Consider the following 21,730-nt stretch of genomic DNA (forward strand, 5'->3'; position numbering starts at 1 on the left):
TCTATTGATAGTTTTGATTCAAGTATTGGAGCAACTCAGGTGCACGTTTCGTTGCAGAATCACCTTCTGCTTTATCTTCTAACATGCTGATCATGAGATAACCATTTGTATCAGGATTCACAGCAAATAGGAAGCTATTTTCTTGTCCTTTTTCATCTTGTTTTTCTTTGATTTCCGCTGTACCAGTTTTTGCTGCTATCGGTATGCCTAAAGCAGCTAAAGAATGAGCGGTACCATTCGTATCTTGAACAACATCTTTCAAATCTGGCAGAATCGTCTGTACAGCTGTTGAAGCAATGACATTTTGTTTGACTTTCGTTTCTTTATCTATCTCTAATTTTGGATAAACAAGATTTCCATTATTAGCAAAAACAGAATACATCGTTGCTTGTTGGATCGGATTGATTAACAGTTCTCCCTGCCCATAACCAGTATCTGCTAATAAGATTTCTGACTTAAAACTATCCTTATTTGAGATTTGTGCGGGATTCATGCTGATCGGCAAATCTAAGTCTTCCCCAAAAATGAATTTATTTAATCCTTCGCGGAATTTCTTCTCACCCATTTTCAAGGTTTCTTGAGCCATATAGATATTATCTGAATAAATCATTGCGTTTCTCAGATTGACTTGAGGCACATCGCTGACACGAGTAACTTGATACGATCCCCATGATTGGTCTTTTTGCCATTTCAATCCATTGATCGTCAATACTTCGTCTGGATTCAGCGTTTGATTATCTAATCCGATTGCGGCAGTAATCATTTTAAATGTAGATCCGGGAGCGTAACCGGTAGCAAAACGACTAATAAATGGTTGATCTTTATTTTCAGTATAGGCTTGATAATCTTCTTGGGAGATCCCATTTGTCATTTTGTTTGGATCATAACTTGGAGAGCTCGCTAATACTAACAACTCACCCGTTTTTGGCGAAGTCGCTACTGTTGAACCCGCTTTTCCACCTAAACTATCAAATGCGATTTTTTGAGCATCGGCATCAAGAGTCAATTTGATATCCTGACCATTTTTCACTTCTTGATCGATCAATACTTCTTTTTCTGCCCCATCAGCATCCGTAATACTCAATTTCCCCCCATTGGTGCCACGTAGTTCTTTGTCATAAGTCATTTCCAGACCAGAACGACCAATTTTACCATTACTACTTAATTCAGCATTCTTTTTGATATCTTCTGCTGAGATATCACCAACATAACCAATCAATTGCGCTGCTGCTTCGCCTAACGGATAGGTGCGACCATCAACTTCTTGGATCGCTGCTCCGCTTGGCAATTCGGGGGTTTGTCCATCAATGATTTTTAGAGGAACAAAGTAGTCCGGTTGTACCCAACTTTGAGAGATAGCTTGATTGATTTCATCTTCTGAAAGATCGAAAGCTGCAGCAATTGCTTTGATGTTTGCTGTTTTCTCTTCTTTTTCTCCTAGCTTTCTAGGAACGATCCCTAACTGTTTCAATTTGCCCGTCGTTGCTAATTTCTTTCCATTTCGATCAAGGATATCGCCTCTTTTAGCTTCCTCACTAGTCAGACTTACTTTGTCCGTATCTTCCATTTGAGGAAAAATCAAGTTCGGCTGCCAGTTGATTTTGATCTGATCATTTTTATTTGTCAAAGTTCCTTTATATGATAGGTCTTTTAATTCGCCTAAGCTTGTATTCATTTTAGCTTTATAAGAAAAAGAATAGGTTTCACTATCTTTTTTCGTCACTTTTAAATTAGAGATTTCCAAGCCTTTTATGGCCACAGCTCCGTAAATGTTTTGGTATTTTTCAAGAGCTTCTTTTTCAGAAATTGTCTTCTTAGTCTGTGAATCAATTTGCGTGTATGACATCGCCTTTTTGTAATCGCCAGTACTTAAACGTTCCGCAAACTGTTGGATCGTTTTTTCTCCTGCTGAAACCACTTGCTCTTCTTGCGTTTTTTGATAGTAAAAATACCCGCCACCAGCCGCAAGAACCAAAACAAGGGCGCTTGTTAGATAAACACCAGTCTTGTTCCTACGATGATTGTCACTTCGTTTCATTTTGTCCCTCCGCTCACATTTTCTTGATTTAACTTCTATCCATTTTACCATAAGAAAAGAAGCTAGAACACAACGACAATCGCTTGTTTCTAACTTCTTACACTTTAAATAAAATGTAAATCTATTGGTCTAAAAACTGATTGATTGCTAATTGATTTTTTTCTAAATCAAGTTCTAGTACACTACCAGAAGGTGTGTAATCATTAAAATTCCAACTACCTTCAACTGGTACAGATAACGTATCAATTGGTTTGTCATCTTTTAAGAAATCAATACCACAATCAATTAATACACTTTCAGGTAAATTCGTTTTAATACTTCCCAAGAGTTGACCGATTGCTTTTGGTAATTTAAGGATGGAAGTCACATCTTTTAATTGCTTAGAAATTGCTTTGATCACTTGTTGTTGTCTTCTGATCCGTCCAAAATCTCCTTCAGCATCTTCTCTAAAACGCGCATATTGCAATAAGGTATTCCCATCCATCGTTTGTTCACCTTTTTTGATGTATACACCATCCAAGTCTAAATCTTTCTCAGCATTGATATCTACACCGTTAGGGAATAGCTCATTGACACAATCAATGAAATCTTGGAAGGTGATACTTGCATAATAAGGTGTTTCAAATTTGAAATTTTCTTTCAATGTTTGGTTCAAAAGATCAATCCCGCCATATGAATAAGCTGCGTTGATTTTATCTTGACCATGCCCAGGTATATCTACATAAGAATCACGCATAATCGAAACCAATTTTGCTTTTTTAGTTTTTTGATTATACTGAGCAATCATCAAAGAATCTGAACGTCCATTCTCTTCTTTCGACCGGGCATCAGAGCCAATCAATGCCACATTGATAATCTTAGGAACACTTTTGGCTTCTACTTTTGGTACAACGTCTGCTCGACTCGTTGAAGAATAACCATGAACAAACTCAAAAGAAAAATAGCCGATGACAATGACGACTGCCGTCAATAGACCTAAAATCACTTTTTGAAATGTTTTCATTTTCGATTCCTCTTTCTAACCGAACCTCTTACTTGAAATATAGCCATTTTTTTATTATGATAGTCCAATTGAGAGATTCTTAATTGTTCTTGTTTAACAGTTCAGGTTTCTTGAGTTGTAACCTCTCAACCTGCTTATTTTTCTCTTTCACTTGTCGAGACGAGATATTCAAAGCTAATCCAATAGCAAAAGACAAGATTAAATAGCTTGTTCCTCCGTAGCTGACAAATGGCAATGGTACACCTGTCATTGGAATTAAACCAAGGATACTTCCAATATTGATACTTGTCTGAACGAGTATCCATGTCCCTACACCAATTAAGATCAAAGTTGCCTGTTGGTTCTTTTGTTTCGTACTCTTTTGGAAGATTCGCATACATAATAAGAAAAGCAAAAACAAAACAAGTAATGCGCCTATCAACCCAAACTCCTCAGCAATGACTGAGAAAATAAAATCTGTTTCGGATTCAGGGAGATAACCTTTTTTAGTAATACTATTCCCCATTCCTCGACCAAATAGGCCACCGTTGTATAGTGCATAGTAAGAGTTACTCATCTGGTATCCTGCACCATGTTCATCTAAAAAAGGATTATGAACCATTGCGATTCGGTCATAAGCGTGTTCAAAAAATGAAGGTAACAAATGATGCTTTTCAAGTAGTAAAACTAAGCCAGCTACTAAGATCAAGCTAGCAATCGCTGCTCCGATAATTATCAGCCCTTTTTTAATGGGAATAGCTGCAGCCCAAAAGATAGCTCCAGCAATAGCTAAAATCATCAGTGCTCCCGCAATTTTAGGTTGAAACAAAACAAGCACGGCAATTCCGCCCACGATTAACACTGGTATATGAAGCTTCTCAGGAACACTGCGGTCATTTCTAAAAAAACGACTTAAATATAAAATCAAAAAAATGGTTGCGATTTCTGACGGTTGAAATTGGATTCCAGCGATTGAAACCCACCGCTGGGCACCATTAACTGTTACAGCAAAAATCCCGAGTTTCATCATCGCTAATAATAAGCCCGATACAATCAATCCAGCTTTTATTATTCTTGGTTTCAGTAGAACTTGTAATCTGATGGAATAGGTCAATACAATTACGCCCCAACTAAGAATAATAAACAAAAATTGCCGAATAAATAAGCTTTTAGGATCACTTCCTGCTACCAATAAACGATAGGAACTAGCACTATATATCTCTAAAAGACCGACAATTGACAAAGCCAAATAAGGGCCTAAAATCAACCAGTCGATCTTTCTGTTTTTCCACATCGCATATCCCCCTCCTCTTACACAAGTTAGGCGAACACGAGCAGTTAAATATAGAATCAGTTATAGAATATAAGAAAAGGTCAGAAACCTTTTCGAACAAGAATTCTGACCTAGCATCATCTCATCGTCCGAGTTTTAGCACTATACAACGTAAAGAAACACTCTTAGCTATTTGAAAAAGCCTTAATCCGACAATTCCTGTTTGACTCATTGGCGTCTTTCGACGTTTCTGAGCAATAGCATATGTTTGTATAGGAGCCTCACCTAACAAGGTTATTACTATTTTTATTTTTTACAGAGTTAATAGTAAGCTTCTTTAACTATTTTAGCAATCATTTATTTGATAAAAAAACAAAATTAATCAATCTTTAATATATTTCCCCTTTTTAGGAAGTCGTTTAGTATGAAAATACCTTGCTGACTTGATTGATTTTTCTGTTTTATTTTTCTCGTTTTCACTTTTCGGAATAAATTTTCAAGTTATCTTAACATTTACATACCAGTTAATTCATACATTAAAAAGTCTCATATTTGCCTTTTTACTTGCCTATTTTAAATAAAACTTTAAATCATTCGGTTTACCTAAAAAAACTTTATTGTTTTTTATAACTAAAAAATGTTTTAGCTAAATTTTATTTCTTACTCCATTCATGAAAGAAATGAACTTACGCCAATATTATAATAATATTTTTAGGATTATACATCCTCTAAAAATAACATATTTATCGTCATGTGGTTCACTTTGGCCTAGGAATGGTAAAGATTTTCCCTAAGGTTGCATAATCATTCCCTGCTAATCGACTAACTGGTTGTAGTTTCTTGGGATCGATCTTCCCGGATACTGGATCATATACCTCTTCATTTAATTGATACGTATGGATTTTTAATAAGAAAAAATCGGCAGTAACTTCTTGCTCATTCTTAATTTCGAGATGGTCATATAAATCTGTTTCAAAAACAATTTTTGACTCATTGATTGGTGGAATTGAACCATTCCTATTTATTTTCGTAGTCAAGTTAGTCAAGGTTAGTTCACTTTCTTCTTGCGGAAGAGTTGCTGCTGTTTTATTGACCTCCACCACATTTTGCTCATCTAAAACTTGGATAATTGCTTCTTTCCTTATTAAGATATTTTTAGCAGTATCTTTCATCTGCTCATTTTTTCTTTGGACAGCCAACGAAACGATGGGTGGATTTGAACTAACGATATTAAAATAGCTGAATGGCGCAATGTTTAAGTTCCCTTTCTCAGTTAATGTTGAAACAACAGCTACTGGTCTGGGAATAATTGAACCAATCAGTAATTTATAATTTTCTCTTTCTGTTAATTGAGATGACAAACGTGTAAACATCTACTCCCCTACTTTCATTTGACAGAATCAAAAGCTGTTCTCCTGTCTAGATTTAGTCAGACACTATTTTTTACTATCTATCATTGTTCTTTTTTTGTCAAGAATCCGTCTTGGAAGCGTTGCTTATTACGTTTTTGCCTCTATATAAAGAGCTGTGCATTGTTTAGCAAGTATTTATTTTGCTGTTTATGGCTATTTCAACTAAAATAATATGGAGGAGGCGTTTTCATGAAACCTTATTCAATCCTATGGTTATTCCCTACGTTATTGGTATTTGCAGGATGTGCCGATCATTCCTCTCAATCAAATGGTACTAATACTAGCACGAATTCGATTGTTTTGGATTCTACAACTTCTGCGCCTTTACCAACTAATCCCAACCATCCATCAAAGGAGGAAACACCAATGTCAATTGCTCCAGGTCGCTTGTTACAAGCTGTTAGTGCCGAGGATTTAAATCTAGTTCAAACGTTGTTAGACCAATCAACTGCGATGATTGATGAACAAAATGAAAAAGGAGAATCCCCATTATTGATTGCTGTCCACCATAATATGATCGATATTGCAAAAATCCTCATTGATCACGGTGCGAACATCAACTTACAAGATCATATTCAAGATAGCCCTTACTTATATGCTGGCGCACAAGGAAAAACTGAGATTCTTACTTATATGCTTGAAAATAGTGAACCTGATCAGTCGATCGTTAACCGTTTTGGTGGTAATGCATTGATACCAGCTGCCGAAAAAGGACATTTAGCCAACGTCAAACTTTTGCTAACTGATGGTCGTGTTGATATCGACCATCAAAATCATTATGGCTATACTGCCTTGATTGAAGCTGTGGCTTTGCGAGATGGCTCAAAGATCTACCAAGACATCGTCCGAGAATTATTGGCTCATGGTGCAAATAAAGAATTGCGTGATAATCAAGGAAAAACTGCCGAAGATTATGCCAGAGAATTAGGATATGATCAACTACTATCTCAATTAACTTGATTACAGGGTAAACAATAATTTCCAAATAAAAAAGCTGATGATCGATGTTTTATAACAAAATGACACTTTTGTTTATAGCTTAGACATTTGCTTTTTTGTTTTACTTTCACGATCGTCTCATCGTTTTTGTCTGAACCATGTTCGGTTTACTTTCTGATCAGCTAAGCTTTTTGGTATGGAACGTCACATCTGCGCCTTTACTCATACGCAGTTTTTCTATCACGAAACCTTCGTTAAACAAAAGATTTCACTTAAGATGAACCTGTTTCATTATGGTTACAGGTCACTCCACTGCTGGTAATACATACGTTTTTATTTCTAATACTTGAATGATATTATCTAAATCTGCCACTTTGACTACCATGGTTTGATCAGGTCTACCAGGTGCAAATACTAATTTTTCCTGAGCGAATATTTCTTCATCAATAATGACAGGAACAGATGATTCATAACCAAATGGTGAAACAGCACCTGGCTTTTGTCCCGTTTCCGCTTCCATTTCTTCAGCCGAAACAACTGACACTCTTTTACCAATCAGTTTGCTTAATTTTTTAAAGTCGCTTCTTTTAGTCGTGAAGGTTAAAAAAATGTAGCGATTGTTTTGTTTATCTTTTAGATACAAGCTCTTCGTCTCAGTACCACTAAACCCTTGTTCCTCTTTTACAACTAACGCATCCTCATTGGTAAAAATTGGGCGATGGCGATAAAGTTCAAACGCAATCTGGTTTTGTGTAAATATTTCTTGCAAATCAATCAAAAAAATACCTCCTTAAAAATAGATTATTTCTTTACTTTTCTATTTTATGGGATTTTTATCGATAAAAGCAATGTTTATTTCATTACTCGTTCGGTTTATCCCTAACTTTGTTTACATAATATAAATATAGTTTATTTAAGTCGGATTTCTTAAAAAAAACAGAGTAAATTCGTTTGATATCACGAATTTACTCTGTTTTTTTCTATTGATTTAAACTGCTAAGACTATCTGCTACGATTTGTTTTGGTGTCAAATGATAACGTTCATACAATGTTTGAACAGGTACACTATCAGTAAATTCTTTTTGAGAACCAAAGTTTAGAACTTGGATTGCTGAATCTCCATAATAACGACTGATTTTTTCACCAAATCCGCCCGAAAGACTACCATCTTCTAAAGTGATAATCAATTGGTGATTTTCTTTTAATTCTTCTAAAGTTTCATGATCAAGTTCGGTGATCGTTCCAGGGTTAATCAAAGTGCCTGAAATCCCCTGATTCGCAAATTCTTCTAAAGCTTGTTTACCTAATTCAAGGAAGCCACCTAGTGCTAAGATTGCAACTTTATCTCCAGCAACCAAGCGTTGGTAACTTGGAATAGCGTTGGTAACTTGGAATAGCGTAGTCTTTTGCGATTGCTTCACCAGATGTCACACCATGAGCAGGGATTCTAATAGCAACCGGTGAATCGGTTTGCGCTAAACTCCAATCCAACATCGAAAGTAAGTCTTCCTTCGTAGCTGGCGCTAAATATTTAATATTAGGAATACTTGAAAGATAAGGAATATCAAAAGTTCCTTGGTGGGTACGATCACTTCCTGAAATGCTTGCTCCACCAATTAGAATGACTACTGGATTTTCGTTGATCGCTAAATCATGAGATAATTGATCATATGCTCGTTGTAAAAACACACTTGAATGGAATACCACAGGTCGAATCCCTTGAGATGCTAAAGCAGAAGCAAATGTGATCGAATGTTGTTCTGCAATCCCCACATCAAAGTAGTGTTCTGGATGTTTTTTTTGAAATTCCTTTAAGCCAAACATTCCTGGAATCGCAGCATTCACAGCCACGATAGGCGTTGCACTTGTTTTCGTTTTTTCATCAAGATAGTTCATCATTATTTGATTAAAACTTTCACTAGTAGGAGCATTTTTCGCTTCGCCTGTTTCTAAATCAAACGGTACATGCCAATGATATTTCATTTTGTTTTCGACGGCTGGCTCATAGCCATGACCTTTTTCGGTGTGAACATGTAAAACGATTGGATGGTCAATGTCTTTAATTTCTCTGAAAACCTCAATTACTGTTTCTAAATCATTACCATCCGCAATGTAGCGATAATCATACCCCATCGCTTTAAATAAATTATCATTACTTGTCCCATTGCTTTCACGAAGCTCTGCTAAATGACGATATAAACTTCCCTGATTCTCATCAATGGACATTTCATTGTCATTCACTAAAACGATCAAATTAGAATTGATTGTTCCACCATTATTCAAACCTTCAAAAGCTAAGCCTCCACTTAAGGAACCATCCCCGATAAAAGCAATGATATTTCCTTTCTCCTGTTTCAAATCACGGGCTTTTGCAAGACCGACCGCTAAACTGATCGAAGTTGAAGTATGCCCCACAGTAAAATAATCATGTTCACTTTCATGTTGATTGGAATAGCCACTAATTTCGTGGTAGCTTCCCTCCTCAAATCCATTTTTACGACCAGTTAATAACTTATGTCCATAAGATTGATGGGAAACGTCCCAAACAATTTTATCCTTGGGCGAGTCAAACACATGGTGGAAAGCAATTGTTAATTCCACGACACCCAAATTTGGTCCGACATGTCCTCCGATCGCACTATTTTTTTGTAAAATCTTTTCTCTCATTTCTGTAGCTAATTCAGACATTTCGTCTATCGTTAGTTTTTTTACCTCTGTTGGACCATTGATTTGGTCTAAGATGTTTGTCTTTATACTCACTATTCTCTCTCCTTTTGCAATAACATGTCCGAAAAGAATAACTCATTTCGGTCTTACTAATTCTTACCACAAAAGATATTGTACTACTTGGAGTCAACTCTAAGTCAAGAGGATTTTGAGTAAAACTTCACAATAACAATGATATTTTTATTCTAAACAGCTTACACGAATAAACTTTACTAACTGGACCGAATTTTTTTAAAGTAGATAAAAAAAGCTGAGACAATAATTGTCTCAGCTTCTGATTTTATTTATGATCGATCAAATGATCCGATCAATTTCTTACAGTTTACGAGCAAAGAATGATACGACCAATACAAGAATGATTGCACCAATCAATGATGGAACGATTGCCATGCCCCCGATACTTGGTCCCCAAGTGCCAAGTAAAGCTTGTCCGATCGCTGATCCAACTAGACCTGCGACTACGTTAGCAATGATTCCCATTGAAGAACCTTTATTTGTAATAGCCCCTGCAATTGCTCCGATAATACCACCGACGATTAATGACCAAATAAATCCCATTTTAATTTCCTCCTAATTTCTTTTACTAACAATCAATTACTGAACACGTGGTTCAGTGTTTTCTTTCACTTTTTGTGTTCCTTTATTCATAGCTGCTTTTGCTTTATCTGTTTGTTTTGAAGCAAATTGACCAGTTGATTTAGCAGCATCTGTCACTTTGTCTTGGACAGTTTCTTGATCTTTTGCATATTCTTCTTGTGTTTTGATATCAACTACATTCACATTCACTTCGATTACATCTAAATGTGTCATATCATTCACTTCACGGCTGATCAAGTCTTTAATTTGATCATAGATATTTTCAATATCTTTTCCGTATTCTACAACTACATCTAAGTCAACAGCTACTTGTTTTTTACCAACTTCTGCATTGATTCCTGCTGTGACATTATCCGTGTTCACTAATTTTTCAGCAATGTTTGAGAAGAAACCGCCATCTAATGTTAATAAACCGTCAACATCTTTCAAAGCATAACCGATGATTTTTTGGATTACTTTATCTTCGTAAGTTAATTCTCCACGTGAAATATGGTTATTCTCAGATGTCATTGTATTTGTGTTTTTGATTTCTTTGTTTTCCATGTCCAGTTCCTCCTAAGATTTAAAAAATTGATCAAATATTTTTGTTTCTTTCAAATAAAAACCAATGCCTGCACCTATAGCAGTCATGATTAATATTAGAAGTGTTTTAAAAAATCCAACTGTTATCCATAAAACAGCTAACAGTAAGCCAAGTCCCCCGAAGATAATAGGGAGCTTGTACGCTGAAAATATCTCTTTCATGATGGGCCCCTCCTATTCTACTCGAGCGTGCTTGTGTGCATTACTGTCGTAATCTTCAAATCCACTATAAGTAACAGCTACAGCGATGTTTTGTTCAGTACCAAGTACTCGTGCCACTTGTTGTTCAATGTCACGCATCAATTCTCCTGTTTTACCAATTAAAGAGGATGTTCGTTTTAAATCCCCTTTTACATGGACATTGATTTTATTTTTTGTTGAGCGTACTCGAACTTTTGGTGAACCAACAAATTCTTCTTCATGTAATTGTGATCGCACAAGCCCTTCGATTGCTTTCTTGTCTAAAGTCAGTTTTCCATCTTTTTGTTTTAAAACAAACGTTCCTTTGGATTTTGGATAGAAAAGAACAACTAATAACAAAATAAGCACAAGTATAGCAAAAACGACAGCTGTCCAAAATAGATATTGTTGCACGTAGTAGTTCGTTATGACAAAAAATCGAAAACGTTCCAACTGTTCTGGCATCATATACGGTGCGTTGATCAACGCAATCCCTAAAAGCACCGTCAGCAAGAATAAACTTGCAAGAATACCGACGATCTTCCACCCTTTATTCATTCTCCACCTCCTACTTCTAATTGACCGTGATCACACATGTTATTTACAAGATTTAATAGAAAGCGCTACCATGCCATGCTAATACTAATAGCCTTTTTTCACTTTCTATGACAATCATTCATAAATAACGTTTCCCTCCAATAGACTGTGTTGCCTTTTTTCTATTGGGTATATTTAAAGGATAGTAGTCTACATTAAAAAATGCAAAGATAATGCTCAGTTATTATTACAAAAAACTATCAGTTGCTATGAAAATTTTCTAATATTTATCGTTTCCTACTCTCTTTCTTCTTTCTTATCTGTAAAAAACAGATAAAATTTCTTTCCAAATATCTTTTAAATGAATTATACTTAAGTAAAGATCATTTGAAGAAATGGAACGCTTTAGCCATGTTTTTGAAAAAAGGGGTGTTGTGAGATTATGGTAAAGAAAATAATTTATGCTCTAATAACTACCTTAATTTATTTAATCGTTTCTAATGCAGGGAATTTATTTTTTGGAATTTCAAAAGAATTTAGTTGGACAACGACATTATGGGAATCTTTTTTCTTTTTTATATTTGTTTTGCTCTTACAAAATTATCGAAAAAAATAAGTCTTAGGGTCAAAATAGCAACTACTATTTTTGATCCTAAGACTTATTTCGTATAATGAATTCTTTTTATTCCACTAGTATTTCGATTTCCAAGTTTATTTTTCGATTTGTTTCAATGCATCAGGTACTTTTGGTTCATAAATAATTCCTGTACACATTGTTCCTTTACCTATAGCTTCTGTAGCAACAGCAATAGCAACAGTTGCTAAAATTCGCATATATTTTAATTTTCTTGAGCTAATTTTTTTTAACATTTTCTTCATCCTTTCTTTTTTGAACAAACATTAAAAGGGTTGAGATCATCATGCCTAACAACAGTAAGGTACGAATACGGTTATTTGATTGAATCCCACCAAAAATAGTAAGGAACAAACTGACCACTATCATCTGGCTCTTTCCATTTAGCAACGAACTTTTCGCCGGTTTTTGTGCGATCACTATCCCTTTGAACCACAAGATCAAGCAAATCATGAGACTGCAGATCACAAAGCTGGCTCTTGTGACATCTACAGCAAAAGTAGTAACTAGATATGGTAATAAGACAAAGAAAAATAGACTTAAGACCGTACATACATTACTATCTCTTGCATGAAAACTTTTTGTTGTTCTTCTCATTAGTGTAAATGCCAAATGAGTAGTCAAAACCGGCAGAATAATATGAAGACACCCAGCTAAACAGTAGATAAAAAATATCTTTGAACTAATTACCAGAAGAACAGCTAATCCATATTCCATTTTTGCCAAGTCAATTTCTGACAATTGTAATTGTCTTCCTATCCGCTTACTAATTGTTTTTGAAACTTTTTCTTCTAAAGATATAGATTCTTCCGACATTTGATCCGCTCCTTTTCATCTATATTATATTTGTTTTTTTATAAGATAGTTGGTTTTATCAAAAGTGAACGTTATTTGATCAAAAGTGCGGAATACCTGGAGATGTAATCAACAACTGGTTAATTTCTTGAACTGATTTACTACTTTTTTTAAATGACGAGTAGAAACTAAACATTTTGCTCCATTGGCCATAGTGATCACTCGTTCTTTTTTATTGATCTCTTTCACATTCATCAGATTAACTACATAAGATTGATGGCAACGACAAAATACCTCATACATACTTTCTACTTCTTTAATCTTCCCTATATACTCAATTCTGCGGTTATCTAAATAGACGATCAATTTATGGGGTGTTGGACTAGATTCAAAATAAAATATTTCATCGACATATAACTTTACATCAACTGGACCATTCTTAATCCAAATTTGGGGTCTAGTTTCCAGATTTGTATTCAAATAGCGTTCAATTGCGACGTCAATACATTCCGTCACTCTCTTTTGAAAAGTATCCATATTATCTTTGACAATGTAATCTAATGCTTCTACTTTGTATAAAAAAGTTAAATAGACTAGATCTGTATAAGTTGTCACAAAAATGATTTTTGCTGTTGGGTCGTAATCTCTGATTTTTTTTGCTAACTCGATCCCATTTAAATCCGTTTTTAGATCATTATCCAAAAAATAGATTCCTTCTGTTTTATGTTTTGAAATAAACGACAAGATCATCATTGGATCATCCGTAGCAAATTGGAATTGAACATCATAGTCTTTCATCAATAAATAATTTGTAATCATTCGAGTAAGCTTATTACGATGAGCAATTTCATCATCACAAACAAATATTTTTAACATTACTAGCCCCTCATTCCACTAATCGTTATGATTTGTATAAAGCGATTGTTTTCAATTTTTGTTTCTAAAAAAACATTCTCGTTCAAATGAACAAGCTCGTCCAGATTCGTTAGTCCTAGTCCTTGATTTCCTTTTTTAGTAGTAAAATTTACTTTTTTCAATTCATGTAATTTAGGAATACTCGAACGACATTGATTCATTAAGACAAAAAAACAATTTTTGTGTTCCTCCATAATAGTCAATTCAATTTTTCCCTTTTCTAAAAAGGCTGATTCTTCAATTGCATTATCCAGTATAATCCCTAGCATACGAACAAGTGTGACTGTTGAGATAGCGATATCCGTAATGGGTGTTGGAATCATTACGTTTACTTCGACACCCTTTTGGCTAGCCACGTATAATTTACTCAAAATAATGCTTTTTATCTCTCTAATTTTAAGATTTGAAATCGAAGCAATTGGGAGATTGTTTTCTTCAAAAATCGTTTCTGTTGCTTTGATACTTTGATAAAAATACTTTTGCAGCCCTTCAATATCCTTTGTTTGAATATAATCCTCTATTGAAAACAAAATATTCTTATAATCGTGTTTAAATTTTCGTAATGCAAGATAATTATTTTCGATCTGTTCGCTGTATTCAATCAGGTGACGCATTTCTTTTTGCTGTTCTCGTGTTTCGAATTCTTTTTTCTTGATAAAAAGTAGTACACAATAAATTATGGTAGACATTACACCATAAAGAACCGTAAATAATTCATTACTGATAACTAGGAATCTTGCTAAAACAGAAAAACGATCACTACAAATGTTAATAAAATAAACAATAATCGTAAAAAAACAACGATGGCCGCTATTTTTAGAGTCGTTTTATCCCTAATAATCTTTGGTATGACCATTTTTTTTAGAAAAACAGTAACGATCCACAAACAACCTGTTCCTAAAACAGCTGTAAAAAAATCGCTGATATCCCAACCTAAAATTTTATATAGATATTTGGCTGTTCCATCAATGAATATGTAGAAAAATAAAATAATCGAAGGATAAAATATCGCTATATCAATGTTTCGATCAATGATATAGATACTTAGACATAACCCAGCCCATAAGATAACTGTCGCTATGATATTGATCCATTGATATAAAGCAATATAAGCGATTACACTAACAAACGAAAACAACTGAAACTTTTTATTTGATAAAAGATTCCTTAGATAACCAAGAGCCATAAAAACAGTGTAAAGCTGACCAATCAAAATTAGGATAAATAAACTTTCTTCATTTAATTTCATTTAAACTTCCCCTAACAACTTAATAATTTTATCTGAAATTTTTATCCATACTTATATAACAATTTATACTAGCGTATTTTGTTTCTCCACTCTCCACAACCAAACAAAATAAAACAATTAGTTATTTGTACACCTAATTTTAATAACGAAAAATAGAAATAAATTTTCCCAACCAATCATGATCTTCGTTGTTATTTGTGATTTTAGCATATTTACTTTAGATTTGGGAGGGTATAAACATGATAATGATACGTTTTTCTACTTAAAAGTTCTGTTATTTAAAACTATCGCAAATGTAATCTAAATTAAATATCTTTTTTGCAAAAGATATGTTATAATTAATCTATTGCGATAAATATTTTATGCGAGATTTTGATTTGTTTTGATGAAATTTAATCCCACTGGCGTAACTTCAGGGTTACAAGGATGTATTAGTGGTTAGGGAATACATTGTTTAAATGAGAAATAGTCCATTTTTAGTAATAGTTTTACAGCTTTAAAATATAATATGATTCGTTAGAACGCCTTTTCTTTATTGAAAAAGGCGTTTGTCCATCCTTTTATTTATCGTTTATCGATAAATAATTATTGATAATGAACAAACCTCATGCTATACTAATAAAAATTTAGGAGGCATTTTATGAAATCCAAACTGTTCTTTATCCAATTAATCGTTTCTGTTTTTTGTTTTGTTCCCCTTCTCTTGGGAACGCTATTAACTATTCAATTGAGTACAAATCCTACAAATCCATTTAGCAACTGGCAAACTACACTATTTATTCTAGTTCTTTACCTGATCCTTCTAGTGACTTTGTTGCTCAATTTCTTCCTGCTCCGCTTAGTCAAAACCTTCCCTTCAAAGGAAACTTTTACTAAAAAGAGTCTAAAGCTTAGCAGTAAAATCCGATCTTGCCTTTTATGTATCACGATCCTTGCATTTGGTATTTTGCCAAAATTTTACCAAATAGCTGATATGAGCGATAGTCCAGGAATCCTACTCATCGCTTTCGTCTTACTCTTTATCCCTTTTTTTATCTACATCCTTTCAAGCATTTTGATCGATTTACTTAAACAAGCCATTTATTTAAAAAATGACTATGATCTAACAGTGTGAGGTGTCGAATGTCTATTATTATCAATTTAGATGTCATGTTAGCTAAGCGAAAAATGAGCGTGACCGAACTGAGTGAAAAAGTAGGTCTTACGATGGCTAATATCTCTATTTTAAAAAATGGTAAAGCAAAAGCGATTCGGTTTTCTACGCTCGATAAGATTTGCGAAGTTTTAAACTGCCAACCAGGTGATATCCTCGAATATCAAGATACAAGCCAAATGAGAGAGTAGCTCATTTCTTTAGTTGAGTGACACCAATGAAAGCTAACTACTTTCTAATCAATCTGAAGACCGACAAAAAAGCCCACGTCAGCTGTAGTCTAGCTAACGTGGGCTTTTTAATAACTGATTATCTTATTTTTTAGAATTTTTATTTGCTTTTCTTTTTCTCCAAAACAGGATGATTCCCGCTAAACTAACAATCAAGACACCTGATACAGTAAAAACCGTATTTTTTGTTTCATTGGTTTTTGGTAAATTACCATTTTTTGCGCCACTTGTATTGTCTCCATTTGAGTTCTTTTTTTCTGAATCTGTTCCTGTGATCTCTTTATCTTCAGTCATGCTATCTTCTGTACCATCTTCTAAAGCACCATCCGTCCCTTTTTCCACCACTTCATAAGCCGCTTCAGTTTCAGTAGAAAAACCACCATAGGAACGGTCAGCTTTCACGACTAGTTTAGCAACACGATACCCCAAAGAAGAAGTATCGATTTCTGTTTCAGGATCTAATGCAACCGTATAAGCAGTTTTCGGCAGCTCTTTGCCATTGACTTTAACTTCTTTCAAAAGATTTTTAAGGTCCACACGTTTCGTATCGATAACTATTTTCGCTTCTGCTGGTGTCACGGTAAAATCTCCTGTTGGTTCAAACCCATATTCAGTCACATTGTAATACGCATAATTGGAACCATAAGTGTAATTTCGCTCTTCTTCTTCTGCCATCAAGACATTCCCACTTGGATCGGCATGATACACTTTAATTTGATCTCCCACCGAAACTTTTAATGGTTCCCCACTATTGAATCTATTAATCGATTGTTCAATTGTTTGCGTACCGCGAACTTCGTATTTATATTTACTGCTGTTATTTGTAAAAACTTCAATCCCATAGTAAATTTCCATGTCATCATATTCTGTGATACGGTTCGATAAGTCACTTCCGTCTTCTCCCTGTAATGATTGGAGTTTGATTTGTTTGTTTTCTTTTATCAAACTGTAGGCACCTACAGTATCGCCATCTTGATTTTTTAGTTGGATCGTACTTCCCCACTTCACTTCGTAAGGCACTTCCACTTCTGTAGAAGTCACCTCATCTGCGGTAGACAATTTCACTTTTAACATTTTCTGTCCAGTGGTATTTGTATCAAAGTCAGAAACTTGTTCGACATCATATAATGTCGTCTCTAATTTTTGACCATTGAAAGTGACATTTTTAATCAAATCCATTCCATCAATGTCACTGGTATCTTCGCCCAAGGTAAATTCATGCGAAACTGTTTCAGCCCCCATCTCAGTGATGGGAACAAATTCTTGACTGGCCACTTGATAATAGGCGTAGTTGGAACCCGCTGTATAATTTTTCGTCAAGTCATCTCGCATCAATAAATTATTTTTCGCCTCTGCATGATAAACTTTTACGATGTCCCCTTCCTCAATCGGTAATGGTTGGCCATTATTAAACCCGTTGATCGCCTGCCACACTGTCATATTGCCTGTCACATCATACTGGTATTTTATTTGTTCCGATAATCGAGTAGTCGGATCTAAGTCCATAATATTTTCGACAGTGACACCTGTTTTTTCTTCGGGCTGATTTTCTGGATTTCCTACTATTTCGATTCGATAGTAAGTATCGCGACCAAAGGCACTATTCACATGATCCGATAAAACGGTGGAATCATCCCCTTTGCCAGCTTGGATCGTCCACTCTCCATCTTGTTCCACAATACTATAAGCGCCCACATTCTGGTCATCAAACCCTTTAAGTAAGAAAGTACTTCCCCAAGCCACTTCATAAGGAACATCTAGTTCAATATCTGCTGAGCCATCTTCTGGCTTAAGATTTAATTTGACTTCTCTTTTACCAACAGTAGAGGTGTCCATTTTAGAAAGTTGCGTAATCTTATAATTTTTGCTTTCCACCCGTTCACCATTGATCGTTATATTCGCTAATAGCTGACTCAAGTCTATATTTTGAGTGTTTTCCATTAAAGAAAAAACTTTATTTGGTCCTACAGCTTCAATTACCGGCATGGGCTCAAAACCATAAGAAGTTATGCGGTAATTAGCATATGGAGAACCATAGGTATAGTCCTTTTCTGTTTCATTTACCAGTAAGACAGAACTACCGTCTGAACGTTGGGGATGATATAGTTTTATAATATCACCTGCTTGGACATTCAATTTTTGTTTCGAGCCAAAATTAGCCATTACCTCTTCTAAAGTCGCATAACCCGGTATCTCTTGCGAGTAAACAGATCGCCCTTCACGCACTATTTCAATGGAATAGTAAAGTGAAGAATCGGTACTAATTGGTGCATTAAGATCGGTTTTTAATCCTTGGTTAAAGACTAATACCCGATTCGTACTGGAAGTTCCCGCATATAATGAAAAGGCCCCGGCTGATTGTCCATTCTGAGCTTTTATCAAAATAGTTTTCCCCCATTTGACTTCATAGGGAACGTCAAGCTCTTTTGACACCAGCCCATCTTTCGTATCAATACGTACCTTGATCGTTTGTGAACCAGCTACCGAAGTATCGAAATCACTCATTTGTTTGACTGTATATAAATTACTAGCCACTATCGTTCCATTGACCGTAATACTATTGATCAACTTCGATCCATCAACGTTACTGCTGTCTTCACCCAAGGTAAATTCTTGAGGCATCGAATCAGCCGCAACCGCTAAAATTGGTTCCAAGCCATATTCAGTGACTTCATAATACGCATAATCGGAACCCATCGTGTAATCCTTGACTAATTCGTCTTTCATTAATAGATTTTTCCCAACAGAATCGGCATGGTACACTTTGATCACGTCGCCTTTACTAACCGTTAGCGGTTGCCCATTATTGAAGCCCTGGATGGATTCACGAATTGACTGATTGCCTGCCACTTCATAACGGAACTTGTTAGTTGTCCCCTGTAAAATTTCAATGGAGTAAAAGGTATCTCTACCAAAGTAGTTATTGACTGGCTCGTCTAATTCTGTACCTTCTACGCCCTGGCTAGCTTTAATCTGCCATTGTTCATTACTTTTTAGTAAACTGAATGCACCAACAGTCGATTCTTTCAACCCCTTTAGAACGAAAGTATCACCCCATTTCACTTGATAAGTGACTTCAACTTCTTCAGAGACTAAACCATCTTTTGTGGTAATATTGACTCTCATCGTTTGCTTACCAACTGTTCGAGTATCCCCCCCATCGATAAGGTTGATTTTATACTGTTCATTCGAAGTTAATTGATCATTAAGACGTATATTTTTGATGAACTCTTGTGGATTCAATTGGTTGATATCTTCGCCTAAAAAAAATACTCTTGCGCTTTCAGCTGTTATTACGGGTGCTGGGTCTAAACCATACGCTGTTACACGATAACGAGCATTCTCTGTTCCGTATGTAAAATCTTTTTCTTCTTCATCAATCATCACGACCGAGCTATTAGCTGTTTTCCCTGGGTGTGTGATTTGGATGATATCATCTATTTTAACGTCTATTTTATTCTCTTTATCTCCGAAAGCATTCATAATTTCTTGTAAAGTTGCCCGATTTGTTACTTCTTGCGTATAGATCGTTCTCTCATTACGTAAAATATCCAACCGATAATACAGTTTAAATGGATCTTGTAATTTTCCTACCGCCACGTTTAACGGTGATTCTAATCCTTGGCGAATCGAAAGAGCTGCGGAGTCATTATTTGAGTTACTGACATCAAGAGTGAAAGCACCTGCAGAATGGCCATCAATTGAACGCATTAAGATGGTATTGCCCCATAATACGTTGACTGTAGTGGTTCCTGTTCCTTTAATCCAGACACTCGCCTCAGAAGTTTTTTTCTTAACTGTAATGTTTACTTCTTTTTGACCAATAGTCTGAAAATTTGTATCGGTTGTTTCGTCCACGACCAATTCTAACTCATTAACGTCTACTTTCTCACCTAACAGTGTCACTTCTTCTATATAATTTTTAAAATTTGAACTTAAAGAAGGGTAGGATACTCCTAATATTCGTTCTTCTAATGGTTTTAATTTAACTTCTAAACCTGGATTGGAGATAACTTCAATTTGTACTGCACTATCTGCAGTACGCCCATCTGAGGAAGTCGCTTTCGCCAGACAAGTTTGAACACCCTCTTGATTCATATCAGGGGCTTTGACCCATTCAATTTTATATGTAGACTCTTCATAATGATTCACCACATTAAAATAATCGGCTGCTTTTGGAACAGCACCATATTGTATGACTTTATGTTCTCCTGCTTTTGGTAACATCTCTAGCGGCAAAGGCATAATCGTAATCGGCACAGTTACTTCAAGCGTTCGTCCAGAGTCATCCCTGACTACTATTTTCGCTTCTTGCACTCCTGGCTGACTCGTATCAGGAGATGTTTTCCATTCATATTTTACATTTCCTCGAGTATTCTCTACTGACTCAATATATTCTACAGCTTTAGGTACCTCATCACCTTGTTTAAGCGTATGTGCGCCATCTTTTATTGAAGCTTTCAATTTCCCAATACTTGATTCTGCATCAGGAAAATCTACTGAAAAATCAATTGCATCATATTCTTTAACTATCCCATAAAAGTAAGTAGGGTAATAAAAGATTTCCATAGGGAAAATCTCGGGTTGGTTTGGCGCAATTTTCAGACGAGTGAATGTAACATGATAACCCGTAGCATCTGATTGAACCAATTTCATTCGCCAATTTCCGCTTTTTGAATCTACACTAAAATATTTACCTACTGGAATAGTTCCATTATGTGGTGCCCCTTGAGGTAATAAATATATTGTGTCCCTCTTTATCAGAACACCATCACGAGGGAGATCAGGGTCATAAGGTGGCGTATCACCTATAAAGGTACCTCCCTGTTTGGTATAATCAAATTCTGAAACAAGTCTATATTTTAAATATACTTGTTCATCTACTTTATAATTTAAGTTACTCTCATTTATTGTAGTTATTATCATACTATTCAAATATTTCCCTACATACGCAGAAGATGTCTTCCTAAGTTCTCCACGTTGATAACTGGTTAGCACAGAGTCTCTAGAAGAAATTGTTGTATTTTTTTGATCATCTTCTGGATCTACTATATTATCATTCTCTGCTTTTTCACTTGTTTTTTTTTCTTTTCCCTGATTTATTTTTTCAGTTCTTTTTGATTTTTGACTTATAGCTCTGATTTCATTTGTAGGCAACATCGAACCTGCTCCCACGATAGTCCCACTATTCGTTTGACCGAGTATCAATGCAAAAATCAACGCACTTTTCAATAATCGTTTTTTATCTTTCAACATAATCCTCCCTTGATTACTCTATTAAGAAAAAAATTTTTCTTTCATCAAGAAGCATATAAGGAATTATTTTATCGTACAATGTCATATTTTACCAACAAACCAAGAAAAATAGACTTACTTCAAATTGTTATTTTTTAAATTGTACTATAAATGTAAAAGGAAATGAAAAAAACTGATATTTATGGGATTGATGAATCATCATTGATTTTTCCGTTTCATTTCAGATAGTAA

18 protein-coding genes, 1 pseudogene and 1 riboswitch are annotated in these 21,730 nt (G+C 35.1%); of the genes and pseudogenes, 3 read left to right on the forward strand and 16 right to left on the reverse strand.

The genetic code is table 11. The annotated features are described in order from the left end of the window. Position 1: 1 nt before the first annotated feature. From pbp4 to IGJ11_RS06825, 4 genes are all read right to left on the reverse strand, one after another. On the reverse strand, positions 2–2,038 hold the full coding sequence (pbp4, locus tag IGJ11_RS06810) for a penicillin-binding protein PBP4(5) (protein WP_207432131.1): 2,037 nt from the start codon (positions 2,036–2,038) through the stop codon (positions 2–4). 121 nt (positions 2,039–2,159) lie between these two features. Further along, positions 2,160–3,041 carry an LCP family protein gene (locus IGJ11_RS06815; protein ID WP_207432130.1) on the reverse strand — a complete coding sequence of 294 codons (882 nt, stop codon included), beginning with the start codon at positions 3,039–3,041 and terminating at the stop codon, positions 2,160–2,162. A 79-nt stretch (positions 3,042–3,120) separates the two neighbouring features. After that, positions 3,121–4,314 carry an FtsW/RodA/SpoVE family cell cycle protein gene (locus tag IGJ11_RS06820; RefSeq protein WP_034698076.1) on the reverse strand — a complete coding sequence of 398 codons (1,194 nt, stop codon included), beginning with the start codon at positions 4,312–4,314 and terminating at the stop codon, positions 3,121–3,123. 113 nt (positions 4,315–4,427) lie between these two features. Next, positions 4,428–4,593, reverse strand: a riboswitch (M-box (ykoK) riboswitch). Between the two features lie 458 nt (positions 4,594–5,051). After that, entirely contained in the window at positions 5,052–5,666 is a 615-nt protein-coding gene (locus IGJ11_RS06825) for a flavin reductase family protein (protein WP_207432124.1), read from the reverse strand. A gap of 228 nt (positions 5,667–5,894) precedes the next feature. On the opposite strand from IGJ11_RS06825, the gene IGJ11_RS06830 reads away from it, so the two are divergent. Then, the gene (locus IGJ11_RS06830; RefSeq protein ID WP_053766841.1) at positions 5,895–6,665 is read left to right on the forward strand and encodes an ankyrin repeat domain-containing protein; all 771 of its coding nucleotides are present in this window, start codon (positions 5,895–5,897) and stop codon (positions 6,663–6,665) included. 283 nt (positions 6,666–6,948) lie between these two features. Here the strand turns inward: IGJ11_RS06830 and IGJ11_RS06835 are convergent, their stop codons facing one another. The 11 genes and pseudogenes from IGJ11_RS06835 to IGJ11_RS06885 form a co-directional block, all read right to left on the reverse strand. Then, complete coding sequence (locus IGJ11_RS06835; protein ID WP_063627150.1) at positions 6,949–7,422, reverse strand: YbaK/EbsC family protein; 474 nt, start codon at positions 7,420–7,422, stop codon at positions 6,949–6,951. A 202-nt stretch (positions 7,423–7,624) separates the two neighbouring features. Beyond that, positions 7,625–9,404: pseudogene (locus IGJ11_RS06840) on the reverse strand (1-deoxy-D-xylulose-5-phosphate synthase). A 282-nt stretch (positions 9,405–9,686) separates the two neighbouring features. Beyond that, on the reverse strand, positions 9,687–9,929 hold the full coding sequence (locus IGJ11_RS06845; protein ID WP_010719097.1) for a GlsB/YeaQ/YmgE family stress response membrane protein: 243 nt from the start codon (positions 9,927–9,929) through the stop codon (positions 9,687–9,689). A 36-nt stretch (positions 9,930–9,965) separates the two neighbouring features. Beyond that, positions 9,966–10,511: an Asp23/Gls24 family envelope stress response protein gene (locus IGJ11_RS06850; RefSeq protein ID WP_010719096.1), complete on the reverse strand. Its 546-nt coding sequence runs from the start codon at positions 10,509–10,511 to the stop codon at positions 9,966–9,968. 12 nt (positions 10,512–10,523) lie between these two features. Beyond that, the gene (locus tag IGJ11_RS06855; protein ID WP_010719095.1) at positions 10,524–10,712 is read right to left on the reverse strand and encodes a DUF2273 domain-containing protein; all 189 of its coding nucleotides are present in this window, start codon (positions 10,710–10,712) and stop codon (positions 10,524–10,526) included. A gap of 12 nt (positions 10,713–10,724) precedes the next feature. Then, entirely contained in the window at positions 10,725–11,288 is a 564-nt protein-coding gene (gene amaP / locus IGJ11_RS06860) for an alkaline shock response membrane anchor protein AmaP (RefSeq protein ID WP_010737641.1), read from the reverse strand. A 690-nt stretch (positions 11,289–11,978) separates the two neighbouring features. After that, a complete protein-coding gene (locus IGJ11_RS06865; RefSeq protein WP_010737642.1) occupies positions 11,979–12,137 on the reverse strand; it encodes a cyclic lactone autoinducer peptide in 159 nt (52 codons plus the stop codon). Further along, entirely contained in the window at positions 12,121–12,717 is a 597-nt protein-coding gene (locus IGJ11_RS06870) for an accessory gene regulator B family protein (protein ID WP_053766837.1), read from the reverse strand. The genes IGJ11_RS06865 and IGJ11_RS06870 overlap by 17 nt, the downstream gene beginning before the upstream one ends. Before the next feature lie 108 nt (positions 12,718–12,825). Further along, a complete protein-coding gene (locus IGJ11_RS06875) occupies positions 12,826–13,572 on the reverse strand; it encodes a LytR/AlgR family response regulator transcription factor (RefSeq protein WP_251849143.1) in 747 nt (248 codons plus the stop codon). Positions 13,573–13,574: 2 nt separating this feature from the next. Further along, the gene (locus IGJ11_RS06880) at positions 13,575–14,300 is read right to left on the reverse strand and encodes a sensor histidine kinase (RefSeq protein ID WP_438772460.1); all 726 of its coding nucleotides are present in this window, start codon (positions 14,298–14,300) and stop codon (positions 13,575–13,577) included. Positions 14,301–14,350: 50 nt separating this feature from the next. Further along, entirely contained in the window at positions 14,351–14,860 is a 510-nt protein-coding gene (locus IGJ11_RS06885) for a hypothetical protein (RefSeq protein ID WP_438772461.1), read from the reverse strand. A gap of 640 nt (positions 14,861–15,500) precedes the next feature. On the opposite strand from IGJ11_RS06885, the gene IGJ11_RS06890 reads away from it, so the two are divergent. Together IGJ11_RS06890 and IGJ11_RS06895 are read left to right on the forward strand one after the other, a co-directional pair. Continuing rightward, the gene (locus IGJ11_RS06890) at positions 15,501–15,974 is read left to right on the forward strand and encodes a DUF2975 domain-containing protein (RefSeq protein ID WP_010719090.1); all 474 of its coding nucleotides are present in this window, start codon (positions 15,501–15,503) and stop codon (positions 15,972–15,974) included. 8 nt (positions 15,975–15,982) lie between these two features. Beyond that, on the forward strand, positions 15,983–16,204 hold the full coding sequence (locus IGJ11_RS06895) for a helix-turn-helix domain-containing protein (protein WP_010719089.1): 222 nt from the start codon (positions 15,983–15,985) through the stop codon (positions 16,202–16,204). A 123-nt stretch (positions 16,205–16,327) separates the two neighbouring features. Here the strand turns inward: IGJ11_RS06895 and IGJ11_RS06900 are convergent, their stop codons facing one another. Then, the gene (locus IGJ11_RS06900; RefSeq protein ID WP_207432118.1) at positions 16,328–21,496 is read right to left on the reverse strand and encodes an LPXTG cell wall anchor domain-containing protein; all 5,169 of its coding nucleotides are present in this window, start codon (positions 21,494–21,496) and stop codon (positions 16,328–16,330) included. Positions 21,497–21,730 lie beyond the last annotated feature (234 nt).

The organism is Enterococcus sp. DIV0691, assembly GCF_051711145.1.
GTDB classification, from domain to species: Bacteria; Bacillota; Bacilli; order Lactobacillales; family Enterococcaceae; genus Enterococcus_B; species Enterococcus_B hirae.